This is a genomic window from Nocardia sp. CDC153 (genome assembly GCF_035818515.1).
GTDB lineage: Bacteria > Actinomycetota > Actinomycetes > Mycobacteriales > Mycobacteriaceae > Nocardia.
The window spans coordinates 1669359-1696047 of the sequence record NZ_JAYKYU010000002.1; the positions used below are offsets into that span (position 1 = coordinate 1669359).

A 26689-nucleotide genomic window follows, 5' to 3' on the forward strand; every position below is an offset into this window, starting at 1 on the left:
ATGCCCGTCGGTCTCGGCGCTGGGCTCAGTCGCGATGTTGGGCGTAGTGGCGGGCGGCGCGGGCGCGATTACCGCAGGCGACCGAGCACCATTCCTGGCGGGGGTGGGATTTCAGGAAGTAGCGGACGCAGCGGGGGGCGGGGCAGGTGCGGATTTGGGCTGCCTCGGGGCTGGTGAAGAAGGCGATGGTGGCGTCGGACAGGCCCGCCATGACGGTGTCGACATCGCTGGCGGTGAGGAGACGGTGTTCGGGGTGGGGGCCGGTGGCGTCCCAGTCCAGTAACCGCAGGGCGGGGGCGGCGGCGCGGTTGATGGCGGCCAGCGCGTCGGGGAAGGCGGGCAGTACCGCGGCGTCGGCGGAGCTGGGCGGTTGGGGCGCAACGTATTCCGCGAACAGCGCGCGCACGTTCCGACGCAGCTCGACCAGGGCGGTGCGGTCCGCCTCACTGGGCAAGTAGCCCTCCAAATCCAGGTAGTCGCCGAGGTTTTCGGCATTCGCGATCAGCCAGTCCCGCGTGGATTCGGGGGTGCCGAACGCATCCGTCAGACCACGGCTGGTGGCGCGGATGGTGTTCGCCAAACGGAGTGCCAAGGGATCGACCATGCCCCCATTCTAACGGGTATTGCGCTGTTGGTCCATTATGTTCTAACGTGTGAACACAAGATCTTCCGTTAGAAAGATGAGGCCCGACATGATCACTCCCGTCGAGAACGCACCCCTGTTGGACGAGGTCCGCAAGCGCATGGGCCGCGTGCCGAACATGACCAAGGTGATGGCGAACGCGCCCGTGGTACTGGAGGGTTACCTCGGGCTGTCCGGCGCGCTGAAGAGGGGCACGCTGCCCGCCGCGACCTCCGAGCGGATCGCGCTCACGGTCGGCGCGGCCAATGACTGCGCATACTGCGTCGCCGCGCACACCTTCACCGGCAAGCGGGTCGCCAAGCTCAGCGATGCCGAGGTGGAGGCGGCCAAGCAGGGCAGCTCCGCCGATGCGAAAGAGGCCGCGGCCGTTGCGTTCGCGCGTGAATTGACCGAATCGCGCGGCAAGGCCGATCCGGCCGCGGCACTTGCCGCCGGGTGGACCCAGGAGCAGGTGCTCGAGATCGTCGCCCTGGTCGCCCTGCAGACCCTCACCAACTACGTCAACAAGGTCGGCGAGACCGAAAACGACTGGCCCGCCGCCTGATCCATCCCCGGCACCCGCTCATATCACGAAGAAGGTCGGACATCATGAACACCGTCGAAACCGCCCCCACCCCCGCCGCCATCCTGAACAGCCTGCTGCGCAACGGCATCGTCGTCCGCGCGGTGGCGCTGGCCCTGGCCACCATCGTCCTGATCGCCCTGCGCCACCCGACCTGGGTGCCCTACTCGGTGAGCCTGTACGCCATCTGGAACGCGGCCGCGCTCACCCTGAACTCGGTGCGGGCCGCCCGTGTCTAGTGGTCGAACCGCCCGGCAGCCAGGGCGGTGGTGAAACGATCCCAGTCGGCGGGTGCGAAGACCAGCGCCGGACCGGTGGGGTTCTTACTGTCGCGGACTCCGACACCGGTGGATAGGAAGGCGATTTCCACGCATTCCTTGGCACCGGTGCTCCGGGCGCTCTTGAACCACCGCACGCCGGGATCGACGGTCACGTCGCGTACTCCTTCGCTACCCTGCGCAGGAAATCCCTGCTGGTCGTCTCGTCCAGCGCGGCGCACTGGATCGCTTGGTATGCCTCGCGGTACCGGTCGACCGCGGCCTGCTTCTCCAGGTAGAGGTCGCCGAGAAAATTCTCCAGGTAGACGACCGTGGGTTCGACGGGGCGGTTGCCCGCGTCCCGGCCGAATTCCAGGATCACGAACGGGCCGACGGTGTGACCGATCGGCACGCCCGCCGAGAAGGGTAGTACACGAACAGCGATCGACGGGAGTGTCGACAGATCCGCCACGCGCCGCAGTTGCGCGGCCATCACGCGCGGAGTGCCGACAACGCGACGTAATGCGGTTTCGTGCACCACGACGTCGAAGGAGGCGGGAGAACGCTTGCGCGTCAAGAGGCTTTGACGACGCAGCTTCAGCTGCACCCGGCGGTCCAACTGGTCACTTGCAGCATCCGGCCAGTAATCATGGATCAGGACCCGCGCGTAGTCGGCGGTCTGGAACAGGCCCGGAATGATCTCGGGCTGGTAGGAAATGAGGGCGCGGGCCGAAGCCTCCAGGCCCACATACACATTGAAACCCTCGGGAATCAGATCGTCGTATTCGTGCCACCAGGACTTGACGCTGGCCTGTTGCGCGAGACCGGTCAGCGCGGAACTGAACTCGTCGTCGAAGTCGTAGATGCGGCACAGCTCCCGCACGTCGAGGACCCGAATCTTCTCCGCGTTACCGGTTTCGAGTCTTTGCAGCTTGGACTCGCTCCACTCCATCAGCGCCGCTGCCTCGGCGATCGTCATATTGCACTGCATCCGACCTTCCCGCAGGTATCGCCCCAGCTGACGCCGCGGCAAAGTGGAACCATGCTCGGACATCGAATCCTCCCCCACGAAGGCGGTTTTCGGTCACTGCGAATGATGCTCCCACGCGATATGAATGCTGACCTGGAGCTTTCGGAAAGTTTCCCACCGGGCGGGGGCGTGGATTGTCGGTTCGCCGAAACGGTGCTGGACTGGGAGTCGCGCCCGGTGAGAACCGGAGCCCTGATATCTCTGGACCCACTCGTCCCCGAGCCGGGCGCACCTCCACTCTCATCCGAGAAAATTCCTGACCCGGTGCGATATCGCAGGCGATACCGGCGTGGCGCGCAGGGAATCTCGCTAGGCTGAGAACGGCCCGGCGCGTCTGCGCCGCATGCCGAGCACCAGCGCCGGACCGCGAACTGTTCGGCCCCTGCGCTGCCCCCGGTGGACACCATGATGTATCTGTTCGACTGCACGATGGACCCCGGCGACCTGGCCCTCCCCCAGGCCCATCAAGCCATGCAGATTCACAAGTTCTGCACCGTGGACAACTGCTTGGTGCGCCGCCGCGCCCGCCAAATCCTCGTGGAAAAAGGCCAAATGGTCCTCGACCACCGCGCCACCCAACACCCCTGCTCCTAGCCCGCCACCACCACCGCGACCACCACCAGCAAAACCAACACCACCACCGCCAACCCCAACACCACGAACACGGTCACCTGCGACGCCTCCGCCCGCTGCGACGTGGGAATCAGCCCCGGCCGCACCGTATTCGGCCCGGACGGCCCAGGCGGCGCACCATAAACCGGCCCTTGCGGAGCGTGACCGTAAACCCCGTACCCGGAGTCCGCACCGGCGGTTGCCACCGGCACCCCCGCCGACGTGTTCGAGGCGGTCGACCCGTGATTCGAAGCCGCCACGGCATCGTCGAGGCCCGAAATCCCCTCGGAAACAGCAACGTCCGCGATCTCCGCATCACCCTGCTCGTCGAGACCCGGCCCGGCAGCGGGCGACCCGACGCCCACCCCCGACACCGCCTCGGCGGCAGGCGATACCGACCCCGACGGCGCACCGCCGGGCCCCACCGCGACACCGACCGGCTGCGACAACGCGATGCCCGGCTCGGCGATCAGCTCCGGAATCCCTGGCGAATCGGGCGATTCATGCCGATCGGTATGCGAATCCTCCACCGTCTCTGGCGATACCACCGGCTGCGGAACGATATCGGTCGGGCGCTGCCACGGGTCGTCCGATGACGGTCCGGGCGACTGCGCGGTCGGCGGCGCGGGCTGCGGTTGTGGCGCAGGGGCACTCGGCGGGGCGGGCTCCGGTGCGGCGGGTGGATAGGGGCGAACGGTCGGCCCCGAGCCCACGCGTTCGGCATCCGGTACCGGCTGCGGCGGTGCCCAATTCGCGGGCGGCTGGGGGTTCGGCGCTCCGGACTGAGATTGCGGCGCGGGGTAATTCGGCGGTGGCACCTGTTGTTGCGGGAGCACCGGTTGTTGCGGAGGGACCTGCTGCTGGGGCGGTACCTGTTGCTGCGGTACCTGCTGCGGGGGCACGGGGTAAGGAGAGGGCGGTACCGCGGTGGGCGGGTAGCCCTGAGGCGGGGCGGGATAGGCGGGGGCCGGGTAGGGCTGGGCGGGGTAATTCGGTTGGGGGGCTGGGGGATTCGGGTATTGGGGGCGGAGCTGTTGGAGGGCGGGGTGTTGGGCCGGGGGGCCCGAGAGGGCCTGGCGGGCGGCCTTGGCGAAGGCGGTGCAGGTGGGGAAGCGGTCCTGGGCGCGTTTGGCCATGGCCTTGGTGAGGACGGCGTCCATGGCCGGAGACAGGCCGGGGCGGCGGAGGCTGACCGGGGGCGGGAGGAGTTGGAGGTGGCCGCGGATGAGTTCGGCGGGGTGGGGCGAGTCGAAGGGGCCCGCGCCGATGAGGAGCCAGTAGAGGGCGCAGGCCAGGGAGTACTGGTCGGTCGTGGGGTCGAGGTGGGCGCCCGTCATCTGTTCTGGGGAGGCGTAGGCCAGGGTCGCGGTGAACATGCCCGCCTGGGTGAGGTGGGTCGAGTCCTCGCGCAGGCGGGCGATGCCGAAGTCGGTGAGGAAGACGCGCTCACCGTGACCGGCGACGGCGCGGGCCAGAATAATATTGGCGGGCTTCACATCTCGGTGCAGCACCCCCATGCCGTGCGCGTAATCCAGTGCGCTGGCGACGCCCTCGATCACCTGCACGGCCCGCTCCGGCGGCAGCGTGGCGACATTCACGCTGGCGGCATCGACCCCGTCCACGTATTGCATGGAGATCCACAGCATCTCGTCCTCGGTGCCGCGGTCGTACACCTCGACGATATTGGGATGGTCCAGCCGCGCCACCAGATCCGCCTCGCGCTCGAACCGGGCGCGGATCTCCCTGTCCGCGTACAGTTCCCGATTCAACAGCTTCAGTGCCGTCAACTTGCCCAGGCGCGGATGCCGGGCCAGATAGACCGAGCCCATCCCGCCCTGCCCGAGCAGCCGTTCGATGGTGAACCCGGCGAACACGTCACCGCTGTTCAGCACTGCCTACGACCCCCTTCCGGTGACGTACAAGTCCGTGAGCCTACCCGCCGAAATGCCATTCTGGCAGGTCAGCCGGGGGTCACCAGGCCGGATTCGTAGGCGAGCACCACCGCCTGCGCGCGATCGCGCAGATTCAGCTTGGTGAAAACCTTCGACACGTGCGTCTTCACCGTTTGTTCGGCGACAAAAAGACTTTCGGCGATCTCGGCATTGGACATGCCGCGCGCCACCAGCTCCAGCACCTCGCGCTCGCGCGGGGTGAGCACCTCCAGCTGCGGCGCGGGTGCGCGCCGGGCGCGGCGGCGGGTCACATCGGCGATGAGGCGGCGCGTCACGGTGGGCGCGAGCAGCGCGTCACCGGCCGCCACCACCCGGACCGCGCGCACCAGTTCCTCGGCGGGAGCGTCCTTGAGCAGGAATCCGCTGGCCCCGATGCCGAGCGCCTCGTACACGTAGTCGTCGATATCGAAGGTGGTGAGCATCAGCACCCGCACCGGCGGCTCGAATCCGGCCGACAGAATCGCGCGGGCCGCGTCGAGCCCGTTCATCTCCGGCATGCGGACATCCATCAGCACCACATCCGGGCGCAGCCGTTTCGCCTCGGCCACAGCGGCTTTCCCGTCCGCCGCGTCCCCGACCACGCTGATATCGGGCTGCGCGGCCAACAACGCCCCGAACCCCGCCCGCACCATCGCCTGGTCGTCGGCGATCAACACCGTTATCCCCACAGTCCCACCTCACGCACGCACCCGAGTTTGCCATGTCACGGACGGGTCGGCTTCCGCGACAGCAACTTCGCACCCGCCGCGATTCAATGACTCCCACCCCACACAGATCAGTACTTCCCGCTCCGCGCGGGTCAGCGATCCGAGGTCACCGGGATCAGCATCGCCAGGGGCAGCCGGGCATGGACCGTGAACCCGCCGTCCGGGCGCGGTTCGGCGGTGAGCACGCCGCCGACCGCGGCCGCGCGGGTCTGCATTCCGGCGATGCCGCTGCCGGAGGTGCCCGAGTGCTCCCCCGGCCGTGCCGCGATCGAGCGGTCGTTGCTCACCTCGAGGGTGAGGTCGGCCCCGCACGCGATGCGTACCCGGACCGCCGCCCCCGGCGCGTGCCGCGAGGCATTCGCCAAGGACTCCTGCACGATTCGATACAGCGCGAGACCCGTCGTGTCCGGCACGGTGTCGAGCTGGCCGTCCACGGTCCAGGTGATCGGCACGCCCGCGCGCTGCGCGCCCTCGAGCAGATTCGGCACATCGGCGGCCGAGGGCTGCGGCGCGTGTTCGGGTAGTTGGCCGTCGCTGCGCAGCACACCGAGCATGCCGCGGATCTCGTTCAGGGCCGCCCGGGCTCCGGTGCCGATGGACTCGAATTCGGCGCGCGCGTCCGGGGACAGGCCGCTGATCCGGTAGGGCGCGGTCTGCGCCTGGACCACCACCATGGACATGTGGTGGGCCACCACATCGTGCAGGTCGCGGGCGATGCGGGCCTTCTCCTCGAGAATGGCGCGGCGCGCCCGCTCCAGCTCGGTCTCCTCCTCCGACTTCAGCAGGGCCTGCCGGGAGACCGCCACCCATCGAATGAGCAGGCCGAACACCACCAGGCCGGTAATGGCCAGCGGCCACCCGAAGCCGGCTTCGGCGAAGCTGTCCCCGGTCTGGGCCATGGTGGTGGCGAACAGCAGTGAGGTGGCGACCCACACCACGGCCACCATCCGAATGGGTGCGCGCACCGCCACCGCGAAGACCAGCGCGAACAACGCCAGGATATGGATCACCTGGAAGGGGATGGCGTTGCCCGGCTGATGCGGCACCGCCAGCGCGATCAGCAGCGCCGACCCGGCCGAAACCGCCCATCCGAGGAGCGGATTCACGCGTAGTAGGAGGATCGGGAACGCCGCGAAACCCGCGATGAAAGGCGCGGCCGCCGCCGGCACCTTGTGGGTGAGATGCAGTGTCGGCCACGCCACCGCGATGAAGATGATCGCGAGCAACACCGTGAACGCGTCGACCCACTGTCGCGCCCGCAGGGCACGGGCCTGCCCAGACAACTTTCCGGTCATGCCTTCGACGGTAGAGAACGCGCGCCCCGAACACCTCATACCCCCGATTGATCCGGTACCCCCTACCCCGGTACGACATCGCCCCGCCTCTCCCCCAACCCGCCCATCCCGGAACCGCCCCACAGACCGACGCCCAGGTAGAACCCCGATTCCTAGCGTCGTTCCCATGAGAGCGCACCCGACTTCCACCAGGATTTCGCCCCGTTCCGCCCCGCCCGCCGCCGACCACCGTCTCGACCAAGCCGTCGACGGTCACCCTCGGCCGCGTCGCGCCACGCGGTGGCACGGACCGCGCCGCATCGGCCTGCTCGCGGCGGCCGCGACCGTGGCGTGCTCGGCCGGTGTCGCCTTCGCGCCCACCGCGAGCGCGGCGATCACCGGACCGACGGCCCCGGAGAACACCGCCGCCCGCATCGGAATCCTGGAATCGGTTGCGGCACAGCCGGACCCGGCCGCGATTCCCGAGGACTTCGTCACCACGGCCGGTTACCGGCCGGTGGTCGAGGCGGGCATGCTGCTCAACCCCGGCGGTGACTGTTCCTCCCCCGTCCCCCTGCCCGCCGAGTTCGACCTGGCCTGCAAATCCCATGACCTCGGCTACGACCTGCTCCGCTACGCCGCCGCCCACGGTCAGCCCCTCGGCCCCTGGGCCCGCCAAACCGTGGACGCCGCCCTCGAACGCCGCATGCACGCCGCCTGCGACGTCCGAGAGAACCCGCTCTCCCGCACCCAGTGCCAGGTCATGGCCGACATCGCGACCACCGCGGTCGACCTGAACTCGATTCGCCAGGATTACGGCGACCCGATCTACGAACCGTTCTTCGAGCGCACCGGCCACACACCGTCCCCCGCCACCCTCACTCTGTCGGGCATCGGACTGGCAGCCGGATTGGGGATCGCGACAACCGTTCTCGTGCGCCGGACTCGCGCACGCCGGGCGACGACACACACCGGGGTCGGCTTTCCGCGGCCCGCTACCGAGGCGGTGGCGCTATGACCCTCACCGCCCCGCCGACCAGTGCTCAGGTCACAGCCTCGGGTTCCGACGGCCTGGAGACCGCGACAACGGATGCCCTGAAACACGCGAAGCCGCACCGCGATGAGCGCGGCTCGCGAATTCGGTTCGGGTGGGCTCGGTTTCGCGTCCCGAGTGCCGGAACCAGCATTGCCGTGGCGGGAGGGATAATCGTGTCGCTCGCGCCCGGACTGTTGCCGCGGACGCCCTCGGCGCAGGGGATCCTGACCGCGCTCGTGGTGCTGATCGCCCTGACTCTGGCCGCGGTCGTTCGAATGCTGTTGCGCTGGACTCGATTCGGGATCGCGCGCGTACCGCACGGCCGGACCGCGGCCCTGGTCGTCTCGATACTGCTCGTCGGCGTCGCCATGGGCTATGCCGAGCACTGGCAGAACGAATTGCGAACCGCCATGGGCGTCGGCGGGATCGGTCCGCGGTACTGGGTCGAATGGCTGCTGTGGACCGTGCCGCTGGTCGGCGTATTCGTCGGCCTGGCCCGCGGAGTGCGGTGGGCGGTACGGAGATTGGGGCGGGCGCGCAGTGTGGCCGCCGGGGTCGCCGTGCTGGTGGCCGGGCAGCTGGTGATCGTGCCCTCGATCGTGGAGTGGCGGCAGCGTGCCTACGCCGCGGCGAACTCGTACGTGGATCCGGCGTTGGTGCAACCGGATTCGCCGACCCGGTCGGGGAGTCCGGTGTCGATGGCGAGTTGGCCGTCCCTGGGTGCCCAGGGCCGCAAGTTCGTGGCCGGGACCTCCGGACGGGCGGTCCGGGTCTATGTCGGGCTGAACTCCGCGCCCGATCTGGACGCCCGGGTGGCGCTGGCCATTCGGGAATTGGAGCGCACCGGCGGATTCCAGCGACGGAATCTGGTGGTGGCGGTCCCCACCGGATCGGGCTGGATCGACAGCGATGCCGCGAAAGGCCTGGACGCGCGGTTCGGCGGGGATGTGGCCCTGGTGGGTCTGCAGTATTCGGACGCACCCAGCTGGGTCACCTTCGTCTTCGGCCGCAGCGCCGCCGAGGAATCCGCGCGGGCGCTGTTCCGGGCGGTGGAGCAACGGATTTCGGCCTTGCCCGACCCGCCGAAGCTGTACATCTACGGTCAGAGTCTCGGCGCGCTCGGCGGCAGCTCGGTCTTCACCGACGACGCCGACGAGGACAGCCGCACCTGCGGCGCGCTCTGGGCGGGGCCACCGGCGGGCGATGTCCATCACGGCCGCGCGGCGATCCTGGCCAATGCCTCCGATCCCGTGGTCCGGTGGTCGCCGTCGCTGCTCTGGCGCGCACCCGATCTCACCGGCACCCGCCCGGATGCCCCCGTCCCGCCGTGGATTCCGGTGGTCAGCTTCCTACAGACCACCGCCGACCTGCTGGGCGCACTCGACGCCCCGTCCGGCCACGGTCACCGCTACGGCACCGACCAGGGCACGGTGCTACCGGGCTGCTGAGCCGCCGCCCGGAATTCCCGAGCGAAGTCGGCGGCCAGCCGTTCGATGGCGGCCGCCGCGTCGAGCCGGGCGCGCCACGGCTGCGGAATCGCGTTCACGCCGAGCCGCGTACCGAGCAGCGCACCGCAGATCGCACCGGTCGAATCGCTGTCACCGGAGTGATTGACCGACAGCAGCACCCCATTGCGGAAGATCTGTTCCGGTGTGCCGCCGATATTCTCGGCGCACACCGCCGCGCAGACACCCAGCGCCATCGCCTCGGACCCGATGACCCCGGATCCGAGCCGTTCCAGCACCCCGGGCACCGGCATCGGCCGTCCGCGAAACGCCACCGTGTCCGCCAGCCGCACGGCCGCGTCCAGCGCCTGCGCGGTCTCCTCGTGGTCGCGGTGCCGAACCAGTTGCGCCCGAGCCTGTTCCAGCGCCGTCCGCACATCCAACCCCCGGCACAGCCCGAAGATCGTCGCCGCGAGCGTCCCCGCGGGCAGCCAGCCACTGGGATTGCCGTGGGTGAGCGCCGCGGCGTCACAGGCCAATTCGAACGCGTGATCCATGGACGACATGAGCCCGCACGGCGCGGACCGCACCACCGCGGCGCACCCCTTGGAGTCATTGATCGGATGCTCGCGCGTACCCAGCGGCACCTCGGGCCGCTGCCGCGCCGCCACCCGCCGCATGGCCGAGATGGTGGTCTGCGTCGGCCCCCGATTGGTCATCAGCTCCGGATATCCGGTCAACCCGCTCTGCAAGGGCACCGGCTGCTCCGGCAGCGCACCCTGCCCCTGCCCGCGCAGCCACACCAGCAGGTTCTCCTGAATCAGGCCGACCGTGGCCGTGGTTCCCGGTTCCCGGCTGCGCGCACCCCGGATCAGCGCCTCCATGGTGAACAGCGCCAGCTGCGTCTCATCGGAGATCCGCCCCTTGAACCCGCTCCCCTCCCCCGTGACGCCCTGAACCCCGTAGCGCTGCTGGATGTTCGGCAGCAGCATGGTCTCGATCGGCGCTCCCAGCGCGTCCCCGACCGCGCCGCCGAACAGGCAGCCGAGCACCGCCTCCGCGCGCGGCACCCACGCCGCCGCGGTCGTGCGCGGCCGCCGCACCAGCGAGACCGGTTCGGCCACGGTCTCCCACGCGGTCTGCGCGAATTCGAAACAGGTCTCGTAGCGATCCCGCGGATCCTTCGCCAGCGCCTTGTGCAGCACGACGTCCAATTCCCGTGGCAGGTCGGGCCGGTAGTAGCTGGCGTCCGGCGGCGGCGACTGCAGATGCCCGAGCATGACCGTCGCGATATTCGGCGCGTCGAACGGCCCGCGCCCGGTGAGCAGCCGAAACAGCGTGCAGGCCAGCGAGTATTGATCCGAGCGCGGCCCCATGGGCGCGGAGGTCAACTGCTCGGGCGAGGCATAGGCCAGGGTGGCGTTCAGCATGCCGGTGCGGGTCAGATGCGCGGTGTCGTCGAGCACCCGCGCGATCCCGAAGTCGCTCAACAGCGCCCGCTCGGTGAATCCGGTCCCGATCCCGCCCGAGCGCGACAGCAGGATATTGGCGGGCTTCACATCCCGATGCAGCACGCCGCGCTCGTGCGCGTAATCCAGTGCGGCCGCGGTCTGCACCACAATCGCGACCGCCCGGTCCGGTGTCAGGTCATAGGGGTCGATGGTCGCGCAGTCCACGCCGTCCACGTACTGCATGGCGATCCACAGCTGTTCGTCCTCATCGCCACGGTCGTAGACGGTAATGATGTTGGGGTGGTCGAGCTGGGCGATGACATCGGCTTCCCGCTCGAATCGCTTGCGGGTCTCGTTCTCCCCGAACATCTCCCGGTGCAGCAGTTTGAGCGCGATCAGCCGGGGCAGGCGCGGGTGGCGAGCAGCGTACACCGATCCCATTCCCCCGCGGCCCACTTCGCGCTCGATCACGTAGCCAGCGAAGACCTCGCCGCGTCGCAACATCCCCTGCAGCACCCTTCACACATGCCGGACCAGAGCCAGCCTACCGGTCTGGACCGACACGCCGCAGGCATTGCCGAATCGCCCGAGCGGGGTGACGGGTCGGCCCCCACCGGATGCACCGGCAGGGGCCGAATTCGCTTGCGGGAAGCGCTCGATCAGGCGATCGGGCCGCGGGCCGCCTCGTAGGCCGCGCCCACGCGGTACAGGCGGTCGTCGGCCAGGGCCGGGGCCATGATCTGGAGACCGACCGGCATGCCGTCGTCGGCGCTCAGGCCCGACGGAACCGACATGGCGCAGTGCCCGGCCAGGTTGGTGGGCAGGGTGCACAGGTCCGACAGGTACATGGCCAGCGGGTCGTTGACCTTCTCGCCCAGCTTCCACGGGGTGAACGGACTGGTCGGCGAGACCAGCACGTCGACGGTCTCGTAGGCCTTGTCGAAGTCCTGCGCGATCAGGGTGCGGACCTTGTTGGCCTGACCGTAGTAGGCGTCGTAGTAACCCGCCGACAGCGCGTAGGTGCCGATCATGATGCGGCGCTTGACCTCCGGACCCAGCCCGGCCTCACGGGTCATGGACATGACCTGCTCGGCGGAGTGCGTGCCGTCGTCGCCGACGCGCAGGCCGTAGCGCATGGCGTCGAAGCGCGCGAGGTTCGAGGACACCTCGGACGGCAGGATCAGGTAGTAGGCGGGCAGCGCGTACTCGAAGTGCGGACACGACACCTCGATCACCTCCGCGCCCAGATCCTTGAGCTGCGCGACCGCTGCGTCGAAGGAGGAGATGACGCCCGGCTGGTAGGAGTCGGAGTGAAGTTCCTTCACCACACCGACTTTCACGCCCTTCAGATCACCCTTCGCGCCCTCGCGGGCGGCGGCGACCACCGGCGGTACCGGCACATTGCGGGAGGTCGAGTCCTTCGGGTCGTAGCCCGCGATGACCTCGTGCAGCAGCGCGGTGTCCAGCACGGTGCGACCGCACGGGCCGCCCTGATCCAGCGAGGACGCGCAGGCGACCAGGCCGTAGCGGGACACGGTGCCGTAGGTCGGCTTGGTGCCGACCGTCGCGGTGACCGCGGCGGGCTGGCGAATCGAGCCGCCGGTGTCGGTGCCGATCGCCAGCGGAGCCTGGTAGGAGGCGAGCGCGGCGGCCGAGCCACCACCCGAACCACCTGGAATCCGGTCGGTATCCCAAGGATTGCGAGTAGGACCGTACGCGGAGTTCTCGGTCGAGGAACCCATGGCGAACTCGTCCATGTTCGTCTTGCCGAGAATCGGGATGCCCGCGGCGCGCAGCTTGGTGGTCAGCGTCGCGTCATAGGGCGACACCCACCCCTCGAGCATCTTCGACCCGCAGGTGGTCGGCATGTCGGTGGTGGTGAAAACGTCCTTGAGCGCCAAGGGAACACCGGCCAGCGGCGAGGCGACGGTGCCGCCCGCGACCTGCCGGTCGATCTCGGCGGCGGTGACGAGCGCCTGCTCGCCGGCCACGTGCAGGAAGGCGTTGATCTCCCCGTCGACCTCGGCGATGCGCTGAATGTGCGCCTCGGTCACCTCGACCGCGGACACCTCACGCGAGTGGATCTTGTCCGCGAGATCCGCCGCGGACAACTTCGTCAGGTCGGTCATTCGCCCTCTCCCAGAATCTGCGGAACCATGAACCGCTGCTCTTCGACCGCCGGAGCCATGGCGAGTGCCTGCTCCGGGGTCAGGCAGGGCTGTTCCACGTCCGGGCGGGTGACATTGGTCTCCGGATTCGGGGATGCGGTGGCGGGCACGTCGGCGGCGGCGACCTGCGAGATCTGTGCGACGTGGGTCAGGATGGAATCCAGCTGACCGGCGTACAGATCGAGTTCGTCGTCCGTCAAAGCGAGCCGGGACAGCCGGGCGAGGTGAGCGACCTCGTCCCTGGAGATGGCGGGCACCGCGGGACCCCTTTCGGCATGGTTCGAGCTTGGTGATTGGCCATCCCACAGCCTAGTGGGTCTGTTCCGGCCACCGGTCGCAGGTGTGCGCGAGACCTGGCAACATCAATGTGTAACCGATGGGTAAGTGGCCCGCCTCACACCAAACCTTCGATTCGGTAACCAGCTCTCGAGGGTGTAAGTATTGCGGGACTCGGGTACCCGTCCGAAAGTTTCGGTGGCAAAGGAAAGAAAGGAAGGCACGTGTCCTACCTGCTTCGCGTGCAACTTCCGGATCGCCCGGGAAGTCTCGGATCTCTCGCCCTCGCATTGGGTTCCGTCGGCGCGGACATTCTCTCGCTGGATGTCGTGGAGCGCGGCGACGGCTTCGCGATCGACGACATCGTCGTGGAGGTGCCCGCGGGCGCACTGCCCGACACCCTCATCACCGCGGCCGAATCCCTGCACGACGTGCAGGTCGATTCGCTGCGGCCGTACTCCGGAATTCTGGATACGCACCGCGAACTCGAGCTGATCGATCAAGTCGCCAATGCGCGCGACGATCGGCTGCAGGTACTGGTCGACGGTGCGCCCCGGGTGCTGCGGGTGGGTTGGTCGACCGTCATCGACATGGGTCCGCAGGGCGCCTACCGGGTGGTGGGTTCGCAGAGCGCGCCCTCGACCCAGGCGGGTTCCGCGCCGTGGATGCCCCTCGAAAAGCCCGCCGTGCTCGACGGCGAGGGCGACTGGGTGCCGCAGCTGTGGAAGGACATGGACACCAAGCTGGCGGCCGCGCCGCTGGGCAACAGTGGCAAGGTTTTGCTGCTGGGTCGACCGGGCGGACCGGATTTCCGGCCGTCGGAGGTCGCGCGGCTCGGCTATCTGGCCGGGATCATCGCCACCGTGCTGGGCTGAATCACCGCCCATGCCGGGCTGAACAACTCTGCTACACAACACTTCACGCCCCTGTCGGAAGTTCCGACGGGGGCGTTGTCTTGCGGTCCGGGCACCGCAGCCCACCTACGGTCGAACTCAGTAGATTCACAGGCTTTACCTACTATTCAACTACGTAGAACATCTACGGTCATACCCAGTAGGCAAGTCACCGACGTGACCTGAACCGGCACGCAGAGAGGCAATGAAGCCATGCAGCAAGCCCATCGATCACGCCCGACCATCCGACGGCTGGGTCTACTGCTGGCCCCGCTCGCGGGCGCGGCCGCCACCGTTCTCGCCGCCGGGCCCGCCACCGCGGAATCCCTGTCGCGCGGTACCGATTCGTCCACCTCCTCCAGCCCGTCGGGAACGCTCTCCGGCCGCGGCCTCACCGGCGAGCGCGCTTCCGGCAGCGGCGGACCCACCGGCAGGTCCGGCACCGGCATCATCACCCACGGCGACGACCCCACCGGCGTGCACGCCAACGACCCCTTCGGCTACTACCACTCCGACATGAACCCCGTTCTCCAGAACCAACATCCGCGCTCACCGAGCACCCCCGCGGACCCCACCCCGCAACCCCTGAAGTCCCGCGCGGGCAGCCCCGCCACCTGGTCCCCCTCCTGGAGCGAAGACGGCAAGTCCTACACCGTCTGCCGCCCCCTCGCCACCTACTGCTGACCCCACACCCCAGCGCCGACCAAGTCCACCCGAGCGGAGCCCAAATGCCCACCACCCCAACCGAACCCACGACCGCCCCACCGGGCCATGTCGCTCTGACCGAGTACGACGTCTCTCGGGAGCGCGCCGTTGGGGATCGGCCTACCGCACCCCGCGCCCGAGCGACCAGCGGTGGCCGCCGCCTCGGCCGAATGGTCACCGCCCCAATGGCGATTGCCGCACTGGCCGTCGGTGGCGTACCCGTCGCCGCGAGCGCCGACGCCGCCGAGGCGGAGGACCGCCGGGCGCGGGTGAGCAGTGGATGTCTGTGGGCGGGAAAGACTTACGCGCCGGGCGACACCGTCGCGGCGGGCGGCACGAGTTTTCGCTGCGGCACCGAAGCCGCCATGCCGTACTGGTTCGCGACCGCGCCGACCAACCAGCCGGATACCGTGCCGACCCCCGGCGCGATCGCCAGCCCCGTCGGCCAATTCAGCCCCGGCGCAAGGCAACCCGGCACCAGCTACACCGACTACTGCGTCGGCAACCAATTGATCCCCGGCACCGACGATGTCTACCAGGTGGTTCGAGTCTCCGGCGGCAAGCTGCTCTGGAAGGCCGCCCACCCCATCGCGAACTGGAAATTCTCCGGCCCACCACCGGAGCCAACCTGGCGCACCCCCGCCCTCTGCATCGACGGCATCCTCACCTGACCCGAAATACCAACGCCCGCTCCCCCTCCGCGGGCCCGCGAGGTAGGCCGACTCGGCCCTCACCGGCCGAGCCGGTCCGCCGCCCCGCCATCCGCCGAGTGGCACATCCTGGAGGCGAAAACGGACAAATCCCCTCCAGGATGTACCACTCGGCGAGGCGTTACAGGGGGAGGCGCATCACTGTCAGAGGGAGGCCGGTGGAGGTGCGCCAGTCTCGGTCGGGGACGTGGCGGAAGCCGAGGCGGTCGTACATGCGGCGGGCGTCTTGCATGGTGGGCATGGTGGTGAGGACGACCGCCTCGAAGCCTTCGGCGCGGGCGGTATCGATGACCTTTTCGAGCAGCGCGGTGCCGATCCCGAGGCCTCGCGCTCGCTTGGACACCGCGAGCATGCGGAATTCGAACTCACCGGGCCGCGCGATATCCGCGTAGGGCGTCCCCGGACGAGCCATGGTGAGCGAGCCGAGCACCTCATCACCCCGCACCGCCACCAAGATCTCGGCGGATTCGGCCCGCGTGGCCGTGTCCGCAAGCTCTGCGACATAAGGGCTTTGCGGATTCACATGCCCCTCCCCCACATAAACCTCCACGGTCAACTCCCCCACCGCCGCGAAATCCTTCACCTCCGCATCCCGAATCACCACGCCACCAACCCCATCCGCACCCATCACAACTCCATCCTCACTAGGCATACACACCACTCTCGATCCGCCGACCGCCCCCGTCGACCGTCAATCTCCCCCTCGCCCCGACGACCAGCACACCGACCGCCGCGAAGTCCGTGACCCGACGAGCCGAACAGCCGCCCTCGTCTCTCGAGCCGATCCACTCCCGTCATCCCCGCATGCTCGAGGCCGGGATCCACACTGCCGCGGCGTGGATTCCGGCCAAAAGCGCGCCGGAATGACGCGGTTGGCGGCGCACGGATTCACGAGACCGCTTCGGGGCCGCCCTCGAGGAGCTTGACGAAGCCTTCCTCGTCGAGGATCGGGACGCCCAGTTCCTCGGCCTTGTCGGCCTTCGAGCCGGGGGAATCGCCGATCACGACGAAAGCCGTTTTCTTCGAGACGGATCCGGCCGCCTTGCCGCCGCGGACGAGGATGGCCTCCTTCGCACCGTCGCGGGTGAAGTTCTGCAGGGAACCGGTCACCACGATGGACAGGCCCTCGAGATTGCGCTCGATGGACTCGTCGCGCTCGTCCTCCATGCGGACCCCGGCGGCCGCCCACTTGTCGACAATGTCGAGATGCCAAGGCACGGTGAACCATTCGGTCACCGCGGCGGCAATTGTCGGGCCCACGCCGTCGGTGGCGGCCAACTCCTCGGCCGAGGCCTCGCGAATGCGGTCCATGCTGCCGAAGGCGGTGGCCAGCGCGCGGGCGGCGGTGGGACCGCAGTGGCGAATCGACAAACCGACCAGTACCCGCCAGAGCGGACGGTCCTTGGCGGCCTCCAGATTCTCCAGCAGCCGTTTGCCATTCGCGGACAGGGTGCCGTTCTTATTGGTGAACAGCGTGGTGGTGAGCAGCTTGTCCGCGTCGAGCGAGAACAGATCACCCTCATCGGCGATCGCACCCGACTTCAGCAGATCGATGGCGGCCTCGTAGCCCAGCGCCTCGATATCGAACGCGCCGCGCCCGGCCACGTGGAACACCCGCTCCCGCAATTGCGCCGGGCAGTACTGCTGGTTCGGGCAGCGAATATCGGCGTCGCCCTCCTTGGCCGGAGCCAATTCCGTCCCGCATTCCGGACAGTGGGTCGGCATGACGAAGGCGCGTTCCGAGCCGTCCCGCGCGTCGACCACCGGGCCGAGCACCTCGGGAATCACGTCACCGGCCTTGCGAATCGTCACGGTGTCGCCGATGAGCACGCCCTTGCGCTGTACCTCCGAGGCATTGTGCAGCGTCGCCATGGCCACGGTGGACCCCGCCACCGTGACCGGACGCATGACCGCGAACGGCGTGACCCGGCCCGTGCGACCGACATTCACCTGAATGTCGAGCAGCTTGGTGGTGGCCTCCTCCGGCGGGTACTTGTAGGCGATGGCCCAGCGCGGTGCGCGCGAGGTCGCCCCCAGCCGCCGCTGCAGGCTGAACTCGTCGACCTTGATGACCTGGCCGTCGATCTCGTGCTCGATATCGTGGCGGTGCTCGCCCCAGTACTTGATGCGCTCGACCACCGCGTCCGCGCCCTGGACCCGCACCGTGTGCGCCGACACCGGCAGCCCCCACGCGGCCAGCGCGCGATACGCCTCGTACTGCGATTCCGGCGAGAACCCCTCCAGCCGACCGAACCCGTGGCAGATCATGCGCAGCCGCCGCCGCGCCGTCACCGCCGGATCCTTCTGCCGCAGGGAACCGGCCGCGGTATTGCGCGGATTCGCGTACGGCGGTTTGCCTTCCGCGACGATAGCGGCATTGAGCGATTCGAAATCGGCCAGCGTCATGAACGCCTCGCCGCGCACCTCCAGCAACTTGGGCACCGGGAAGTCGTCGCTGTGGGTCAGCTCGTGCGGGATGTCCTCGATGGTGCGCGCGTTGAGCGTGACGTCCTCACCGGTGCGGCCGTCACCACGGGTCGCGCCGCGGACCAGCTTGCCGTCCTCGTACACCAGGTTGAGCGCGACACCGTCGATCTTCACCTCGCACACATAGTGGATGTCCGCCCCGGCATCGGCCTCCACCTTGGCGATCCACTGCCGCATCTCGTCCTCGTTGAAGACGTTGTCCAGCGAGTACATCCGCTCCAGGTGATCCACCGGCGCGAACTCGGTGGTGAAGCCGCCGCCGACCACCTGGGTCGGGGAATCCGGGGTGCGTAGATCCGGGTGCGCCTCCTCGAGCGCCACCAGCCGATTGAACAGCGCGTCGAACTCGCCATCGGTAATGATCGGCGCGTCCCGCACGTAGTAGCGGAACTGGTGGTCGCGGACCTCCTCCGCCAGCCGCTGCCACTCGACCCGCTCGTCCCCGCTCGCCGCGGTGATCTCCAACCCAGATTCGCTCACATCAGGCACTCTATCGCTCCCCACCGACACCGATGATCAACATTCCCGCACGTCGCGCCGTGTAATGCGGCGATTTCCCGCCCGCGGGAACAGCACCGCGACCGCCCGGGTTCCACCACGTATGGACCTCGCCAAGGCACTCGATTTCGCGCGCTCCCACCAGGGTTCGGTGCTCACCACCATTCGACGCGATACCCGTCCGCAGCTGTCCAATGTCACGCATTGGGTCGGCGCGGACGGCATCATCCGCATCTCGATCACCGCCGACCGTGCCAAGTACCACAATCTGCGCCGCGTGCCCTGGGCCGCCCTCCACGTGACCAGCCGGGACTTCTGGTCCTACGCCGTGCTCGAGGGCGACACCGAACTCTCCTCCGTCGCCGCCGACCCGCACGACGCCACCGTCGAGGAACTCATCACCTACTACCGCGCCCTCAGCGGCGAGCACCCCGACTGGGACGACTACCGCCGCGCCATGGTCGCCAACCGCCGCGCGGTGGTCCGCTTCATCCCCACCCGCGCTTACGGCGCACTCCGCTGACCGACGGCTGACCCGCTGGCGCACAGCGGCATTCGGCCACCACCTCGCAACCCCGCCGTCATGTCCGAATAAGGTGAGTCGCATTTCCGACCCGCTACCGGCAGGATGTCCAAGGTGTTGCGTAGTTTTCAGGTGACGAACCATCGGTCGCTCGCCGAACCGCAGGAACTGCGGCTGACCAGAGGTAGCGGGCCGATCGCCACACCGGTCACGGCCGTGTACGGCGCGGCCGCCACCGGCAAGACCGGGCTCATCGACGCGCTCGAGAAGATGCGCGACGCGGTCTTGAACTCGGTCACCGGATGGGACCCGTACTCCGGGCCGGTGCGCACACCGCATCTCGGATTCGCGGACCGCCCTTCGGAATTCGTCGCGAACTTCATCGCCGAGGGCTGCCCGTACACCTACGGCTTCCGGCTCGACAATGCCGATGTGGCCGCCGAGTGGCTGCACTCGCATCCGCACAATCGCAAGCGCGTGGTGTTCGAGCGCGCCGGGGACGATATTCGCATCGGCCCAATGTTCGAGGCCGCTCGGTACGGTTTGGGGGCGGTGGTACCGCTGGTGCGGCCGAATGCCTTGCTGCTCAGCCTGTCCGGGCAGCTCTACGCCGAACCGCTGGTGCCCGCCTACCGTTGGTTCCAGTCGCTGCTGGAAGTGCAGTGCGGGCAACCGGATACGTCCGACATCGCGCACCGGGTGGGCGCGCACATCTCCCGCTCCACCGACCACGCGGTACGCCTGCTGACGCTGCTGCGCGCCGCCGATCTCGGCATCACCGATCTGCTGCTGCCCTCGGACGATCCGATGTACGCCGACTACCTGCGCGACCTGGACACCGATATCGCCGCCACCACAAAGGAAATCGAGTCCTGCACCGTCTCGGCGAACTACGCAGAGGAGATGTTCCTCGAACACGGCATCACCGTCACCCTGCTGCAGCGCGAACTGGCCAACCTCTACGCCGCCCGCGACGCGCTGTACTCGCGCATGGTGGCGCGCCGCGGTGTCGGGCTGGGCCTCACCCACGAGGGCATCGAGACCGCCTTCGACATCACCGACGAGTCCAGCGCTACCCTGGCCATGCTGCGCCTGCTCCCGCCCATGCTGGACGCCCTCGACACCGGCGGCGTGCTGGCGGTCGACGATATCGACGCGGCGCTGACCCCGGAGACCGCCGACAGCCTGATCCAGCTGTTCCAGAACCCCGAAACCAATACCCAGGGCGCGCAATTGGTGTTCACCACCGCCAACCGGACCCTGATCGACCGGGGCAACGGGCGTTCGCAGAGCAAGCGCACCACGGTCTGGCAGCTACGCCGCCACGAAGGGGTCTCCGAACTCACCGCCCAGTGAGCCTGGGCTGCCCAACCGTGCTCGACCACCGGCCCGCCTAGCATGGAGGTCATGCTCACGCAGCTGATGTTCGTCCTGCTGATCGGCACCGCCCTCGCGGCCGCGCTGGTGTACTACCGCCGCGGCAATGGCGGCGGCTTCCGCGCCCGGCCGGGGCTGGGCGCCTTCGGGAACGCCGCGCCGGTGGAGCTGGAGACCGGGACCCTCTACGTGACCGGCGTGAGCCCACGACCCGAGGCTCCCGGCGAGCAGTACGTGACCATCAGCGGCAGCATCTCCGGGCCGTCGGTGGTGGCGCACGAGGTGTACGGGCGATTCGCCTGGGACACCTTCCAGTGGCCCGCCATCGGCGATCAGATTCCGGTCCGGTATCCGTCGGGCAAGCCCGACAAGTGGCAGCTCGACCATCCGGGCGTGCGGCCGTACTTCGGGTCGAAGCGGCCGAAGGGGCAGGGCTACTGACCCTCCGGCTCGGGATTCAGCGACGGACCGCGGCGATGGTGCCGATGCGCGGATCGAGTGTTCCCGCCGGGCGGGGCAGGTGCGCGGTCATGTCGTTCCAGCTGTGGAATTCGGTGTCCCAGCCGATCTCGTCGAGCCAGCGCTCGACATCGAAATCAGCGGTGTGTTCGGTGGGAATCTGTGCGGGTGCGGAGTCCCCGGCGACGAAGGCGCGCAGCTCTCGGTACTGGGGTGCATCGGGGTCGACCACCATTCGACCCGCGCCGAAACGGCTTCCCGGAGCGGACAGTTCGGTGAGGGTGCGCACCACCCGCTGATTCCAGTCCTGGTTCAGGTAGCCGAGCGACCCCTCGTCGACCCAGCAGGTTGGCACACTCGGCTGGAAACCACTGGCCAGTAGGGGTTTTCGCCAATCCTCACGCAGATCGGCGACGACGACGTGGCGGTGACAGGTCGGGGTCGCCCCGGATGCGGCGAGGACGGGCTCCTTGAAGTCGAAGAGTTCGGGTAGGTCGATCTCGAAGACGTGGATGTCCTCGGATAGCCCCATGCGGTAGGCGCGGGTGTCCAAACCGGCTCCGAGCAGCACGATTTGGCGGCAGCCCGCCTCGATCGCCTGCCGGAACCGGTCGTCGACCAGGCGGACGCCAATGGTCCGGCCCGCGTAGAACTGGTCGGCGAGCGCCTCCATGCGCGCCCAGCGGTCCGGGGCGAAACCGGCCCGCGCGGCCTCGACGAACTCCTTCGCCTGCGGGTCGACATAGAGCCGATCCTCCCGCTCGCTCTCCCGGGCTCTGATGACGGCCACCCCGATCGCGGTCACGGCGACGCCGTCGACCGGCACTTTCACTGTTTCGGCCATGAATTGCTCCCCACGCAAATTAACTTGCCGCCCGGCTAGGTATCTACCGGTGGGGTCGACGGTAGGCTCCCTACTTGCCGGGCGTCAAGGTAGTGACCTCGAAAGGCGTGGAAGGACTCGATGGACAGGCGACGCAGCGATACGCGGGAACGAATCCGGTCGGTCGCGATGGAGCTGTTCTCCGAGCGCGGCTACGAAAAGACCTCGCTGCGCGAGATCGCCGAACGGCTGGGCGTCACGAAAGCCGCGCTGTACTACCATTTCCGGACCAAGGAAGACATTGTCGCCAGCCTGTCGGAGGATCTGCGCGGGGGCATCGACGAGATCGTGCGATGGGCCGAGGCCACGCCGCCGGGACGCGAGCGCGCCGAGGAGATCGTCCGCCGCTACGGGGCGCTGCTGCACAGCCTCGGCAAGGACATGATCCGCTTCTGGCACGAAAACCAGCCCGCGTTCCGCGATCTCGGCTTCGGCACCAGCCTGCGCTACCAGTTCCGAGTCCTCGCCGACCTCATGGCCGCTCCCAGCCGGGAACCGATCACGATCTTCCACGCCCGCCAGGCGCTCCTGGCGATCAGCTGGAGCCTGTCGATGATGGGCGACCTGGAGCTCTCCGATGAGGAGAGCAACGACGCGTCGGTGGCCATCGCGATGGATATCCTGCGCCGAATGCCCTAGCGGGCAAGATCATTCGAAGCTGAGCGACTCCGGGTCCTCCGCATAGGCCCGTGCCGTCTCGGCGGCCAGGCTCAGGGCCTTACGAGCCCAGGTCAGCGGCGCTCCGGCCAACCCGCAGGCCGGGGAGACCAGGATCTGATCGGCGAGGAGTCGGCGCGGGAAGCCGAGTCGATCGATCAGGCGCACACCGGGTTCGGCGATATCGCGCCACGTGGCGGGGGTGGCGGGCGGGGTGGTCGGGACCAGACCCAGCACCAGATGCTTTCCGCCGTCGAGCAATTCGCCAATGCTGTCGAGGTCGGAGGTGCCGATGGCGGCCATGTCGAAGCCGACGGCGGCCGCGGCGCTGCGGCGCAGGAAGCCGAGGGCGGGGCGATCGGCGCAGGTGTGCACGATCACCGGCACCGACTGGCTGCCGACCACGGTGTCCAGCACATGCAGGGCCTCGGGTTCGGGCATGGCGCGCACGGTGTTCAGCACGCTCACGCCCTTCAGGGTGCCGTTCAGCACCGCGGTCAGGTCCGGTTCGTCGACCTGCAGCACGACCCGTGTACCCAGCCGCTTCCCCACCTCGGCCACGTGATTGCGCACACCCTCAGCCAGTGATTCCGAAAGGTCGCGCAGCGCACCGGAATCCGTCAGAATCCGATGTCCGCCCGGCAACTCCACCTCCGCGGCCACCGACAGTGGCCCGGCCACCTGCACCTTCACCGGATGCTCGGACCCCGCGAAACCGCCGGTCTCCCAGGCCTCTTCGAGTGCATCGAGATCACCGCGCAGCAGATCGTGCGCCCGCCGCGCCACCGCCCCCGGCCGCGCCGCCAGCCGGTACCCGCGCGTGGTGCTGTCGAACTGCATATCGACCAGCAGCCCGGACACCCGCCCGACCATATCCGCGCCCACGCCCCGAGCGGGCAGCTCGACCAGATGCGGCAGCCGCCCCAGCTCCCCCACCACGGTCGCCGCGGCCTCCCGCACATCGGTCCCCGGCCACGACCCCACCCCGGTCGCGATCCCGCCGCGCAGCACCGGGTTCACCTCGTCAGCCATGCAAGCCACTCCGAATCATTCGCCCCGCCGTTCCGCCGCCGGGCGGCGTCATTCCTCGGCATCGCCGCGATCGGTTTTGCCACTCGAGTTCGTGTACCAGTCCCAGGCTGTCGCGTTGACGAACCAATCCCAGGTCTTGCCCGCGCGCTCGGGCCCGTCGGCGGGTGCGCCCGAGGCGATGCGGCCGCGCTCGGCGTAGGGGGCGACGCGGACGACGACTCCCGCGCGTGCACGGATCGGCATGTCACCGGTCCGGGCCTCGGCGGGCCCGGCGTCGGTGGGACGTTCCGGGGCGGGTTGCGGTTCGCCGGGCCGGAATTCGCCGGTGTCGGTCCGCGCGGGCTCGGTCTGCTCGGCGGAACCGGCCCGGTTGGCGGCATTGCGGCGGGCGAGCGCGGCCTTGCCGGGCGCGCGGCGCGGACGCAGATTCACCGGCTGCGGCATGCCCGCACGCCACACCACGCGACCGCGCAGGATTGGCCGAACCTCTTGTGCCACATATGACTTCGCGACGCTGCGCGAACGACGGTCGCTCACCGTGCGCTATCCGAGACCAGTTCGCTTGCGTACGCGTGTAGTTCGCGTTCGGTGCCGGAAATCGTGCCGCTGCCCAGCACCTCGTCGCCCGCCTCGTCGGGGCGGTAGAGCACCACGGCTTGGCCGCGCGCCACACCGGTCAGCGGCTCGCGCAGCCGGACCACCAGACCACCGTCGACCGCCTCGGCCACCGCGGGCGCGGTGCCGCCGTGCGCACGCACCTGGGCGACGCATTCGATTGGGCCGGAGGGCGTTTCGCCCGACGTCCAGATGGCGCGCTCGGCCAGCACCGTCCACACCTCGAGATCCTTGGCCGAACCCACGCGCACGATCCCGGAGTCCGGATCGATATCGGTCACGTAGCGCGGCTTGCCGTCGGCGGCCGGACCCGGCAGGCCCAGCCCCTTGCGCTGACCGATCGTGAACCCGTGCACGCCATCGTGATCGGCGAGCTTGGTGCCGTCGGCATCGAGCACCGCGCCCGGGCGGATGCCGATCTTCGCGCCCAGGAACGCCTGGGTGTCGCCGGAGGGGATGAAGCAGATGTCGTGGCTGTCGGGCTTGTTGGCCACGGCCAGCCCGCGCTCGGCGGCCTCCGCGCGAATCTGCGGCTTGGGGGTGTCGCCGACCGGGAACATGGCGCGCGAGAGCTGTTCGGCGGTCAGCACGGCCAGCACGTAGGACTGGTCCTTGTCCGCGTCCACGGCCCGGCGCAGCACTCCGTCCTCGAGACGCGCGTAATGCCCGGTGACCACGGCGTCGAAGCCCAGCGCCACCGCGCGGTCGGCCAGCGCCGAGAACTTGATCTTCTCGTTGCAGCGCAGGCACGGGTTGGGGGTCTCACCGGCGGCGTACGCGGCGACGAAGTCGTCGATCACGTCCTCCTTGAACCGGTCTGCGAAATCCCAGACGTAGAACGGGATTCCGAGCACGTCGGCGGCCCGGCGGGCATCGCCGGAATCCTCCTTCGAGCAGCAGCCCCGCGACCCGGTGCGCAGCGTGCCCGGATTCGCCGACAGCGCCAGGTGCACGCCGACCACCTCGTGTCCGGCATCCACGGCGCGGGCGGCCGCCACCGCGGAATCCACGCCACCACTCATCGCGGCAAGCACTCGCATCTAGAAGCCTCCCTTCGCTCCGGCCAGTCCGGCCGCCTTCGCCCGCTCCACCACCTGCGGCAGCGCGGCCAGCAGGGCATCGATATCGGCGTCGGTCGAATTGTGTCCCAATGAGAATCGCAGGGATCCGCGCGCCAGCGCCGGTTCCACACCCATGGCCAGCAGCACATGGGAGGGTCCGGCCACACCGGCATTGCACGCGGATCCGGTCGAGCATTCGATCCCGGCGGCGTCGAGCAGCATGAGCAGCGAATCGCCCTCGCAGCCCGGGAACGTGAAATGGGCATTGCCCGGCATGCGGCGCTCGCCGCCCCCGCGGCTCGGGTCCGGGCCGTTGAGCACCGCGTCCGGCACGAGGGCGCGCACGCCGTCGATGAGCCGATCCCGCAGCCGCTCCAATTCCAGTGCGCGCACGGCCATTCCGGCCACGGTCTCGCGCAGGGCGGCCGCCAGTCCGGCCGCCGCGGGCACGTCGGAGGTGCCCGAGCGAATATCGCGCTCGTGCCCGCCGCCGTGCAGCAGCGGCACCGCGGGCACCTGCCGACCCAGCAGCAGCACCCCGGCCCCGTGCGGTCCGCCGACCTTGTGGCCCGCGAACGAGGCCGCGGCCAAACCGCTGCAGGCGAAGTCGATGGGCAGCTGCGCGGCGGCCTGCACGGCATCGGAGTGCATGGGCACCTCGAATTCCTGTGCCACCGCGGCCAATTCCTCGATCGGCTGAATCGTCCCGACCTCGTTGTTGGCCCACATGACGCTGACCAGCGCGGTCTCGTCGGCATACAGCGCCAGGGCGTCGCGCAGCGTCCGCGGCGAGACGACACCCTCGGCGTCGCACTCCAACCACGTGATCCGCGCGCCCTCGTGCTGCTCGAGCCACTCCACGGTGTCCAACACCGCGTGATGCTCGACCGCGCTCACCAGAATCCGCGTCCGCTTCGGATCGGCATCACGGCGAGCCCAATAGATCCCCTTGACGGCGAGATTGTCGCTCTCGGTCCCACCCGAGGTGAAGATCACCTCCGAGGGCCGCGCCCCCAACCCCTCCGCGATCGACTCCCGAGCCTCCTCGAGCAGCCGCCGCGCGGCCCGCCCCGACCCGTGCAGCGACGACGCGTTCCCCGTCGTCCCCAGCGCAGCACACATCGCCTCGACCGCGACCGGGAACATAGGTGTAGTGGCCGCGTGATCGAGGTAGACCGTCTGGGCACCGACCGGACCCGGGAAAGCCGACTTCATGACCGTCCAAGGATAGCCGCCACCGTAGCGACGATATTCCCGCCATCCCCGCACCACCCACCCACCCCACCCCTCCACCCCTAGCCAACCCACCACCCACCTCCACTCCCAGCGGCAACGCCACCCTCCCCACGCGCCCCCGTAAGTACCACGAACCCCCA

At 68.9% G+C, this 26689-nt stretch carries 28 protein-coding genes; 12 read left to right on the forward strand and 16 right to left on the reverse strand.

What is annotated here, in order from left to right:
- Window positions 1–25: 25 nt before the first annotated feature.
- Window positions 26–604, reverse strand: coding sequence for a CGNR zinc finger domain-containing protein (locus VMT65_RS16290; protein WP_326309036.1), 579 nt, complete (start codon window positions 602–604; stop codon window positions 26–28).
- Window positions 605–692: 88 nt separating this feature from the next.
- Between VMT65_RS16290 and VMT65_RS16295 the strand changes: the two genes are divergently transcribed.
- Window positions 693–1187 carry a carboxymuconolactone decarboxylase family protein gene (locus tag VMT65_RS16295; protein WP_326309037.1) on the forward strand — a complete coding sequence of 165 codons (495 nt, stop codon included), beginning with the start codon at window positions 693–695 and terminating at the stop codon, window positions 1185–1187.
- A gap of 44 nt (window positions 1188–1231) precedes the next feature.
- Window positions 1232–1444, forward strand: a complete 213-nt coding sequence (locus VMT65_RS16300; RefSeq protein WP_326309038.1) for a hypothetical protein — start codon at window positions 1232–1234, stop codon at window positions 1442–1444.
- Here VMT65_RS16300 and VMT65_RS16305 read toward each other — a convergent pair.
- Complete coding sequence (locus VMT65_RS16305; RefSeq protein WP_326309039.1) at window positions 1441–1638, reverse strand: DUF397 domain-containing protein; 198 nt, start codon at window positions 1636–1638, stop codon at window positions 1441–1443. The two genes, VMT65_RS16300 and VMT65_RS16305, sit on opposite strands and share 4 nt — an antisense overlap.
- Window positions 1635–2516: a helix-turn-helix domain-containing protein gene (locus VMT65_RS16310; protein WP_326309200.1), complete on the reverse strand. Its 882-nt coding sequence runs from the start codon at window positions 2514–2516 to the stop codon at window positions 1635–1637. The genes VMT65_RS16305 and VMT65_RS16310 overlap by 4 nt, the downstream gene beginning before the upstream one ends.
- Before the next feature lie 372 nt (window positions 2517–2888).
- On the opposite strand from VMT65_RS16310, the gene VMT65_RS16315 reads away from it, so the two are divergent.
- Complete coding sequence (locus tag VMT65_RS16315; RefSeq protein ID WP_442790230.1) at window positions 2889–3086, forward strand: hypothetical protein; 198 nt, start codon at window positions 2889–2891, stop codon at window positions 3084–3086.
- Here the strand turns inward: VMT65_RS16315 and VMT65_RS16320 are convergent.
- From VMT65_RS16320 to VMT65_RS16330, 3 genes are all read right to left on the reverse strand, one after another.
- Entirely contained in the window at window positions 3083–4996 is a 1914-nt protein-coding gene (locus tag VMT65_RS16320; protein WP_326309040.1) for a serine/threonine-protein kinase, read from the reverse strand. The genes VMT65_RS16315 and VMT65_RS16320 overlap by 4 nt on opposite strands.
- Window positions 4997–5064: 68 nt before the next feature.
- Window positions 5065–5724 carry a response regulator transcription factor gene (locus VMT65_RS16325; protein WP_326309041.1) on the reverse strand — a complete coding sequence of 220 codons (660 nt, stop codon included), beginning with the start codon at window positions 5722–5724 and terminating at the stop codon, window positions 5065–5067.
- Window positions 5725–5855: 131 nt separating this feature from the next.
- Window positions 5856–7058, reverse strand: a complete 1203-nt coding sequence (locus VMT65_RS16330) for a sensor histidine kinase (protein WP_326309042.1) — start codon at window positions 7056–7058, stop codon at window positions 5856–5858.
- 166 nt (window positions 7059–7224) lie between these two features.
- Here VMT65_RS16330 and VMT65_RS16335 point away from each other — a divergent pair, with 166 nt between their 5' ends.
- The gene (locus VMT65_RS16335; RefSeq protein ID WP_326309043.1) at window positions 7225–8055 is read left to right on the forward strand and encodes a hypothetical protein; all 831 of its coding nucleotides are present in this window, start codon (window positions 7225–7227) and stop codon (window positions 8053–8055) included.
- Complete coding sequence (locus VMT65_RS16340) at window positions 8052–9521, forward strand: alpha/beta-hydrolase family protein (protein ID WP_326309044.1); 1470 nt, start codon at window positions 8052–8054, stop codon at window positions 9519–9521. Before VMT65_RS16335 ends, VMT65_RS16340 begins: the two co-directional genes overlap by 4 nt.
- Here the strand turns inward: VMT65_RS16340 and VMT65_RS16345 are convergent.
- The 3 genes from VMT65_RS16345 to gatC all read right to left on the reverse strand — a co-directional run bounded on the left by VMT65_RS16345 (window position 9482) and on the right by gatC (window position 13394).
- Window positions 9482–11473, reverse strand: a complete 1992-nt coding sequence (locus tag VMT65_RS16345) for an ADP-ribosylglycohydrolase family protein (protein WP_326309045.1) — start codon at window positions 11471–11473, stop codon at window positions 9482–9484. The genes VMT65_RS16340 and VMT65_RS16345 overlap by 40 nt on opposite strands.
- A gap of 155 nt (window positions 11474–11628) precedes the next feature.
- A complete protein-coding gene (gene gatA / locus VMT65_RS16350; protein ID WP_326309046.1) occupies window positions 11629–13098 on the reverse strand; it encodes an Asp-tRNA(Asn)/Glu-tRNA(Gln) amidotransferase subunit GatA in 1470 nt (489 codons plus the stop codon).
- On the reverse strand, window positions 13095–13394 hold the full coding sequence (gatC, locus tag VMT65_RS16355) for an Asp-tRNA(Asn)/Glu-tRNA(Gln) amidotransferase subunit GatC (protein WP_033087118.1): 300 nt from the start codon (window positions 13392–13394) through the stop codon (window positions 13095–13097). The genes gatA and gatC overlap by 4 nt, the downstream gene beginning before the upstream one ends.
- Before the next feature lie 243 nt (window positions 13395–13637).
- On the opposite strand from gatC, the gene VMT65_RS16360 reads away from it, so the two are divergent.
- The 3 genes from VMT65_RS16360 to VMT65_RS16370 all read left to right on the forward strand — a co-directional run bounded on the left by VMT65_RS16360 (window position 13638) and on the right by VMT65_RS16370 (window position 15682).
- Window positions 13638–14288 carry an amino acid-binding protein gene (locus tag VMT65_RS16360; protein WP_326309047.1) on the forward strand — a complete coding sequence of 217 codons (651 nt, stop codon included), beginning with the start codon at window positions 13638–13640 and terminating at the stop codon, window positions 14286–14288.
- 231 nt (window positions 14289–14519) lie between these two features.
- Window positions 14520–14990 carry a hypothetical protein gene (locus VMT65_RS16365; RefSeq protein ID WP_326309048.1) on the forward strand — a complete coding sequence of 157 codons (471 nt, stop codon included), beginning with the start codon at window positions 14520–14522 and terminating at the stop codon, window positions 14988–14990.
- Window positions 14991–15034: 44 nt separating this feature from the next.
- Entirely contained in the window at window positions 15035–15682 is a 648-nt protein-coding gene (locus VMT65_RS16370; protein WP_326309049.1) for a hypothetical protein, read from the forward strand.
- A gap of 160 nt (window positions 15683–15842) precedes the next feature.
- On the opposite strand, the gene VMT65_RS16375 is transcribed toward VMT65_RS16370, so the two are convergent.
- A complete protein-coding gene (locus tag VMT65_RS16375) occupies window positions 15843–16349 on the reverse strand; it encodes a GNAT family N-acetyltransferase (RefSeq protein WP_326309050.1) in 507 nt (168 codons plus the stop codon).
- A 260-nt stretch (window positions 16350–16609) separates the two neighbouring features.
- Window positions 16610–18688, reverse strand: a complete 2079-nt coding sequence (gene ligA / locus VMT65_RS16380; RefSeq protein WP_442790231.1) for an NAD-dependent DNA ligase LigA — start codon at window positions 18686–18688, stop codon at window positions 16610–16612.
- Window positions 18689–18809: 121 nt separating this feature from the next.
- Between ligA and VMT65_RS16385 the strand changes: the two genes are divergently transcribed.
- The 3 genes from VMT65_RS16385 to VMT65_RS16395 all read left to right on the forward strand — a co-directional run bounded on the left by VMT65_RS16385 (window position 18810) and on the right by VMT65_RS16395 (window position 21047).
- The gene (locus VMT65_RS16385; protein WP_326309051.1) at window positions 18810–19229 is read left to right on the forward strand and encodes a PPOX class F420-dependent oxidoreductase; all 420 of its coding nucleotides are present in this window, start codon (window positions 18810–18812) and stop codon (window positions 19227–19229) included.
- Window positions 19230–19343: 114 nt separating this feature from the next.
- Window positions 19344–20585, forward strand: coding sequence for an AAA family ATPase (locus tag VMT65_RS16390; protein WP_442790232.1), 1242 nt, complete (start codon window positions 19344–19346; stop codon window positions 20583–20585).
- A gap of 51 nt (window positions 20586–20636) precedes the next feature.
- Window positions 20637–21047 (forward strand): hypothetical protein, encoded by a 411-nt coding sequence (locus VMT65_RS16395; protein WP_326309053.1) that lies wholly within the window; start codon window positions 20637–20639, stop codon window positions 21045–21047.
- 16 nt (window positions 21048–21063) lie between these two features.
- On the opposite strand, the gene VMT65_RS16400 is transcribed toward VMT65_RS16395, so the two are convergent.
- The gene (locus tag VMT65_RS16400) at window positions 21064–21909 is read right to left on the reverse strand and encodes an SAM-dependent methyltransferase (RefSeq protein ID WP_326309054.1); all 846 of its coding nucleotides are present in this window, start codon (window positions 21907–21909) and stop codon (window positions 21064–21066) included.
- Between the two features lie 120 nt (window positions 21910–22029).
- Between VMT65_RS16400 and VMT65_RS16405 the strand changes: the two genes are divergently transcribed.
- Window positions 22030–22587 (forward strand): TetR/AcrR family transcriptional regulator, encoded by a 558-nt coding sequence (locus VMT65_RS16405; protein ID WP_326309055.1) that lies wholly within the window; start codon window positions 22030–22032, stop codon window positions 22585–22587.
- Between the two features lie 9 nt (window positions 22588–22596).
- On the opposite strand, the gene VMT65_RS16410 is transcribed toward VMT65_RS16405, so the two are convergent.
- Genes VMT65_RS16410 through VMT65_RS16425 form a run of 4 tightly spaced genes read right to left on the reverse strand, consistent with a single transcriptional unit; the run spans window position 22597 to window position 26528 of the window.
- Window positions 22597–23637: a methionine synthase gene (locus VMT65_RS16410; RefSeq protein WP_326309056.1), complete on the reverse strand. Its 1041-nt coding sequence runs from the start codon at window positions 23635–23637 to the stop codon at window positions 22597–22599.
- A gap of 48 nt (window positions 23638–23685) precedes the next feature.
- Window positions 23686–24174 (reverse strand): hypothetical protein, encoded by a 489-nt coding sequence (locus tag VMT65_RS16415; RefSeq protein ID WP_326309057.1) that lies wholly within the window; start codon window positions 24172–24174, stop codon window positions 23686–23688.
- Window positions 24171–25292, reverse strand: a complete 1122-nt coding sequence (gene mnmA / locus VMT65_RS16420; RefSeq protein ID WP_326309058.1) for a tRNA 2-thiouridine(34) synthase MnmA — start codon at window positions 25290–25292, stop codon at window positions 24171–24173. Before mnmA ends, VMT65_RS16415 begins: the two co-directional genes overlap by 4 nt.
- The gene (locus VMT65_RS16425) at window positions 25293–26528 is read right to left on the reverse strand and encodes a cysteine desulfurase family protein (protein ID WP_326309059.1); all 1236 of its coding nucleotides are present in this window, start codon (window positions 26526–26528) and stop codon (window positions 25293–25295) included.
- Between the last annotated feature and the right edge of the window lie 161 nt (window positions 26529–26689).

What these genes read in the sequence shown, in the direction of transcription:
- VMT65_RS16290 (WP_326309036.1), bottom strand. Translation starts at nt 604, where the DNA reads ATGGTCGATCCCTTGGCACTCCGTTTGGCGAACACCATCCGCGCCACC.
- VMT65_RS16295 (WP_326309037.1), top strand. Translation starts at nt 693, where the DNA reads ATGATCACTCCCGTCGAGAACGCACCCCTGTTGGACGAGGTCCGCAAG.
- VMT65_RS16300 (WP_326309038.1), top strand. Translation starts at nt 1,232, where the DNA reads ATGAACACCGTCGAAACCGCCCCCACCCCCGCCGCCATCCTGAACAGC.
- VMT65_RS16310 (WP_326309200.1), bottom strand. Translation starts at nt 2,516, where the DNA reads ATGTCCGAGCATGGTTCCACTTTGCCGCGGCGTCAGCTGGGGCGATAC.
- VMT65_RS16330 (WP_326309042.1), bottom strand. Translation starts at nt 7,058, where the DNA reads ATGACCGGAAAGTTGTCTGGGCAGGCCCGTGCCCTGCGGGCGCGACAG.
- VMT65_RS16335 (WP_326309043.1), top strand. Translation starts at nt 7,225, where the DNA reads ATGAGAGCGCACCCGACTTCCACCAGGATTTCGCCCCGTTCCGCCCCG.
- VMT65_RS16340 (WP_326309044.1), top strand. Translation starts at nt 8,052, where the DNA reads ATGACCCTCACCGCCCCGCCGACCAGTGCTCAGGTCACAGCCTCGGGT.
- VMT65_RS16345 (WP_326309045.1), bottom strand. Translation starts at nt 11,473, where the DNA reads ATGTTGCGACGCGGCGAGGTCTTCGCTGGCTACGTGATCGAGCGCGAA.
- gatA (WP_326309046.1), bottom strand. Translation starts at nt 13,098, where the DNA reads ATGACCGACCTGACGAAGTTGTCCGCGGCGGATCTCGCGGACAAGATC.
- VMT65_RS16365 (WP_326309048.1), top strand. Translation starts at nt 14,520, where the DNA reads ATGCAGCAAGCCCATCGATCACGCCCGACCATCCGACGGCTGGGTCTA.
- VMT65_RS16370 (WP_326309049.1), top strand. Translation starts at nt 15,035, where the DNA reads ATGCCCACCACCCCAACCGAACCCACGACCGCCCCACCGGGCCATGTC.
- VMT65_RS16375 (WP_326309050.1), bottom strand. Translation starts at nt 16,349, where the DNA reads ATGGGTGCGGATGGGGTTGGTGGCGTGGTGATTCGGGATGCGGAGGTG.
- VMT65_RS16385 (WP_326309051.1), top strand. Translation starts at nt 18,810, where the DNA reads ATGGACCTCGCCAAGGCACTCGATTTCGCGCGCTCCCACCAGGGTTCG.
- VMT65_RS16395 (WP_326309053.1), top strand. Translation starts at nt 20,637, where the DNA reads ATGCTCACGCAGCTGATGTTCGTCCTGCTGATCGGCACCGCCCTCGCG.
- VMT65_RS16400 (WP_326309054.1), bottom strand. Translation starts at nt 21,909, where the DNA reads ATGGCCGAAACAGTGAAAGTGCCGGTCGACGGCGTCGCCGTGACCGCG.
- VMT65_RS16405 (WP_326309055.1), top strand. Translation starts at nt 22,030, where the DNA reads ATGGACAGGCGACGCAGCGATACGCGGGAACGAATCCGGTCGGTCGCG.
- VMT65_RS16410 (WP_326309056.1), bottom strand. Translation starts at nt 23,637, where the DNA reads ATGGCTGACGAGGTGAACCCGGTGCTGCGCGGCGGGATCGCGACCGGG.
- mnmA (WP_326309058.1), bottom strand. Translation starts at nt 25,292, where the DNA reads ATGCGAGTGCTTGCCGCGATGAGTGGTGGCGTGGATTCCGCGGTGGCG.
- VMT65_RS16425 (WP_326309059.1), bottom strand. Translation starts at nt 26,528, where the DNA reads ATGAAGTCGGCTTTCCCGGGTCCGGTCGGTGCCCAGACGGTCTACCTC.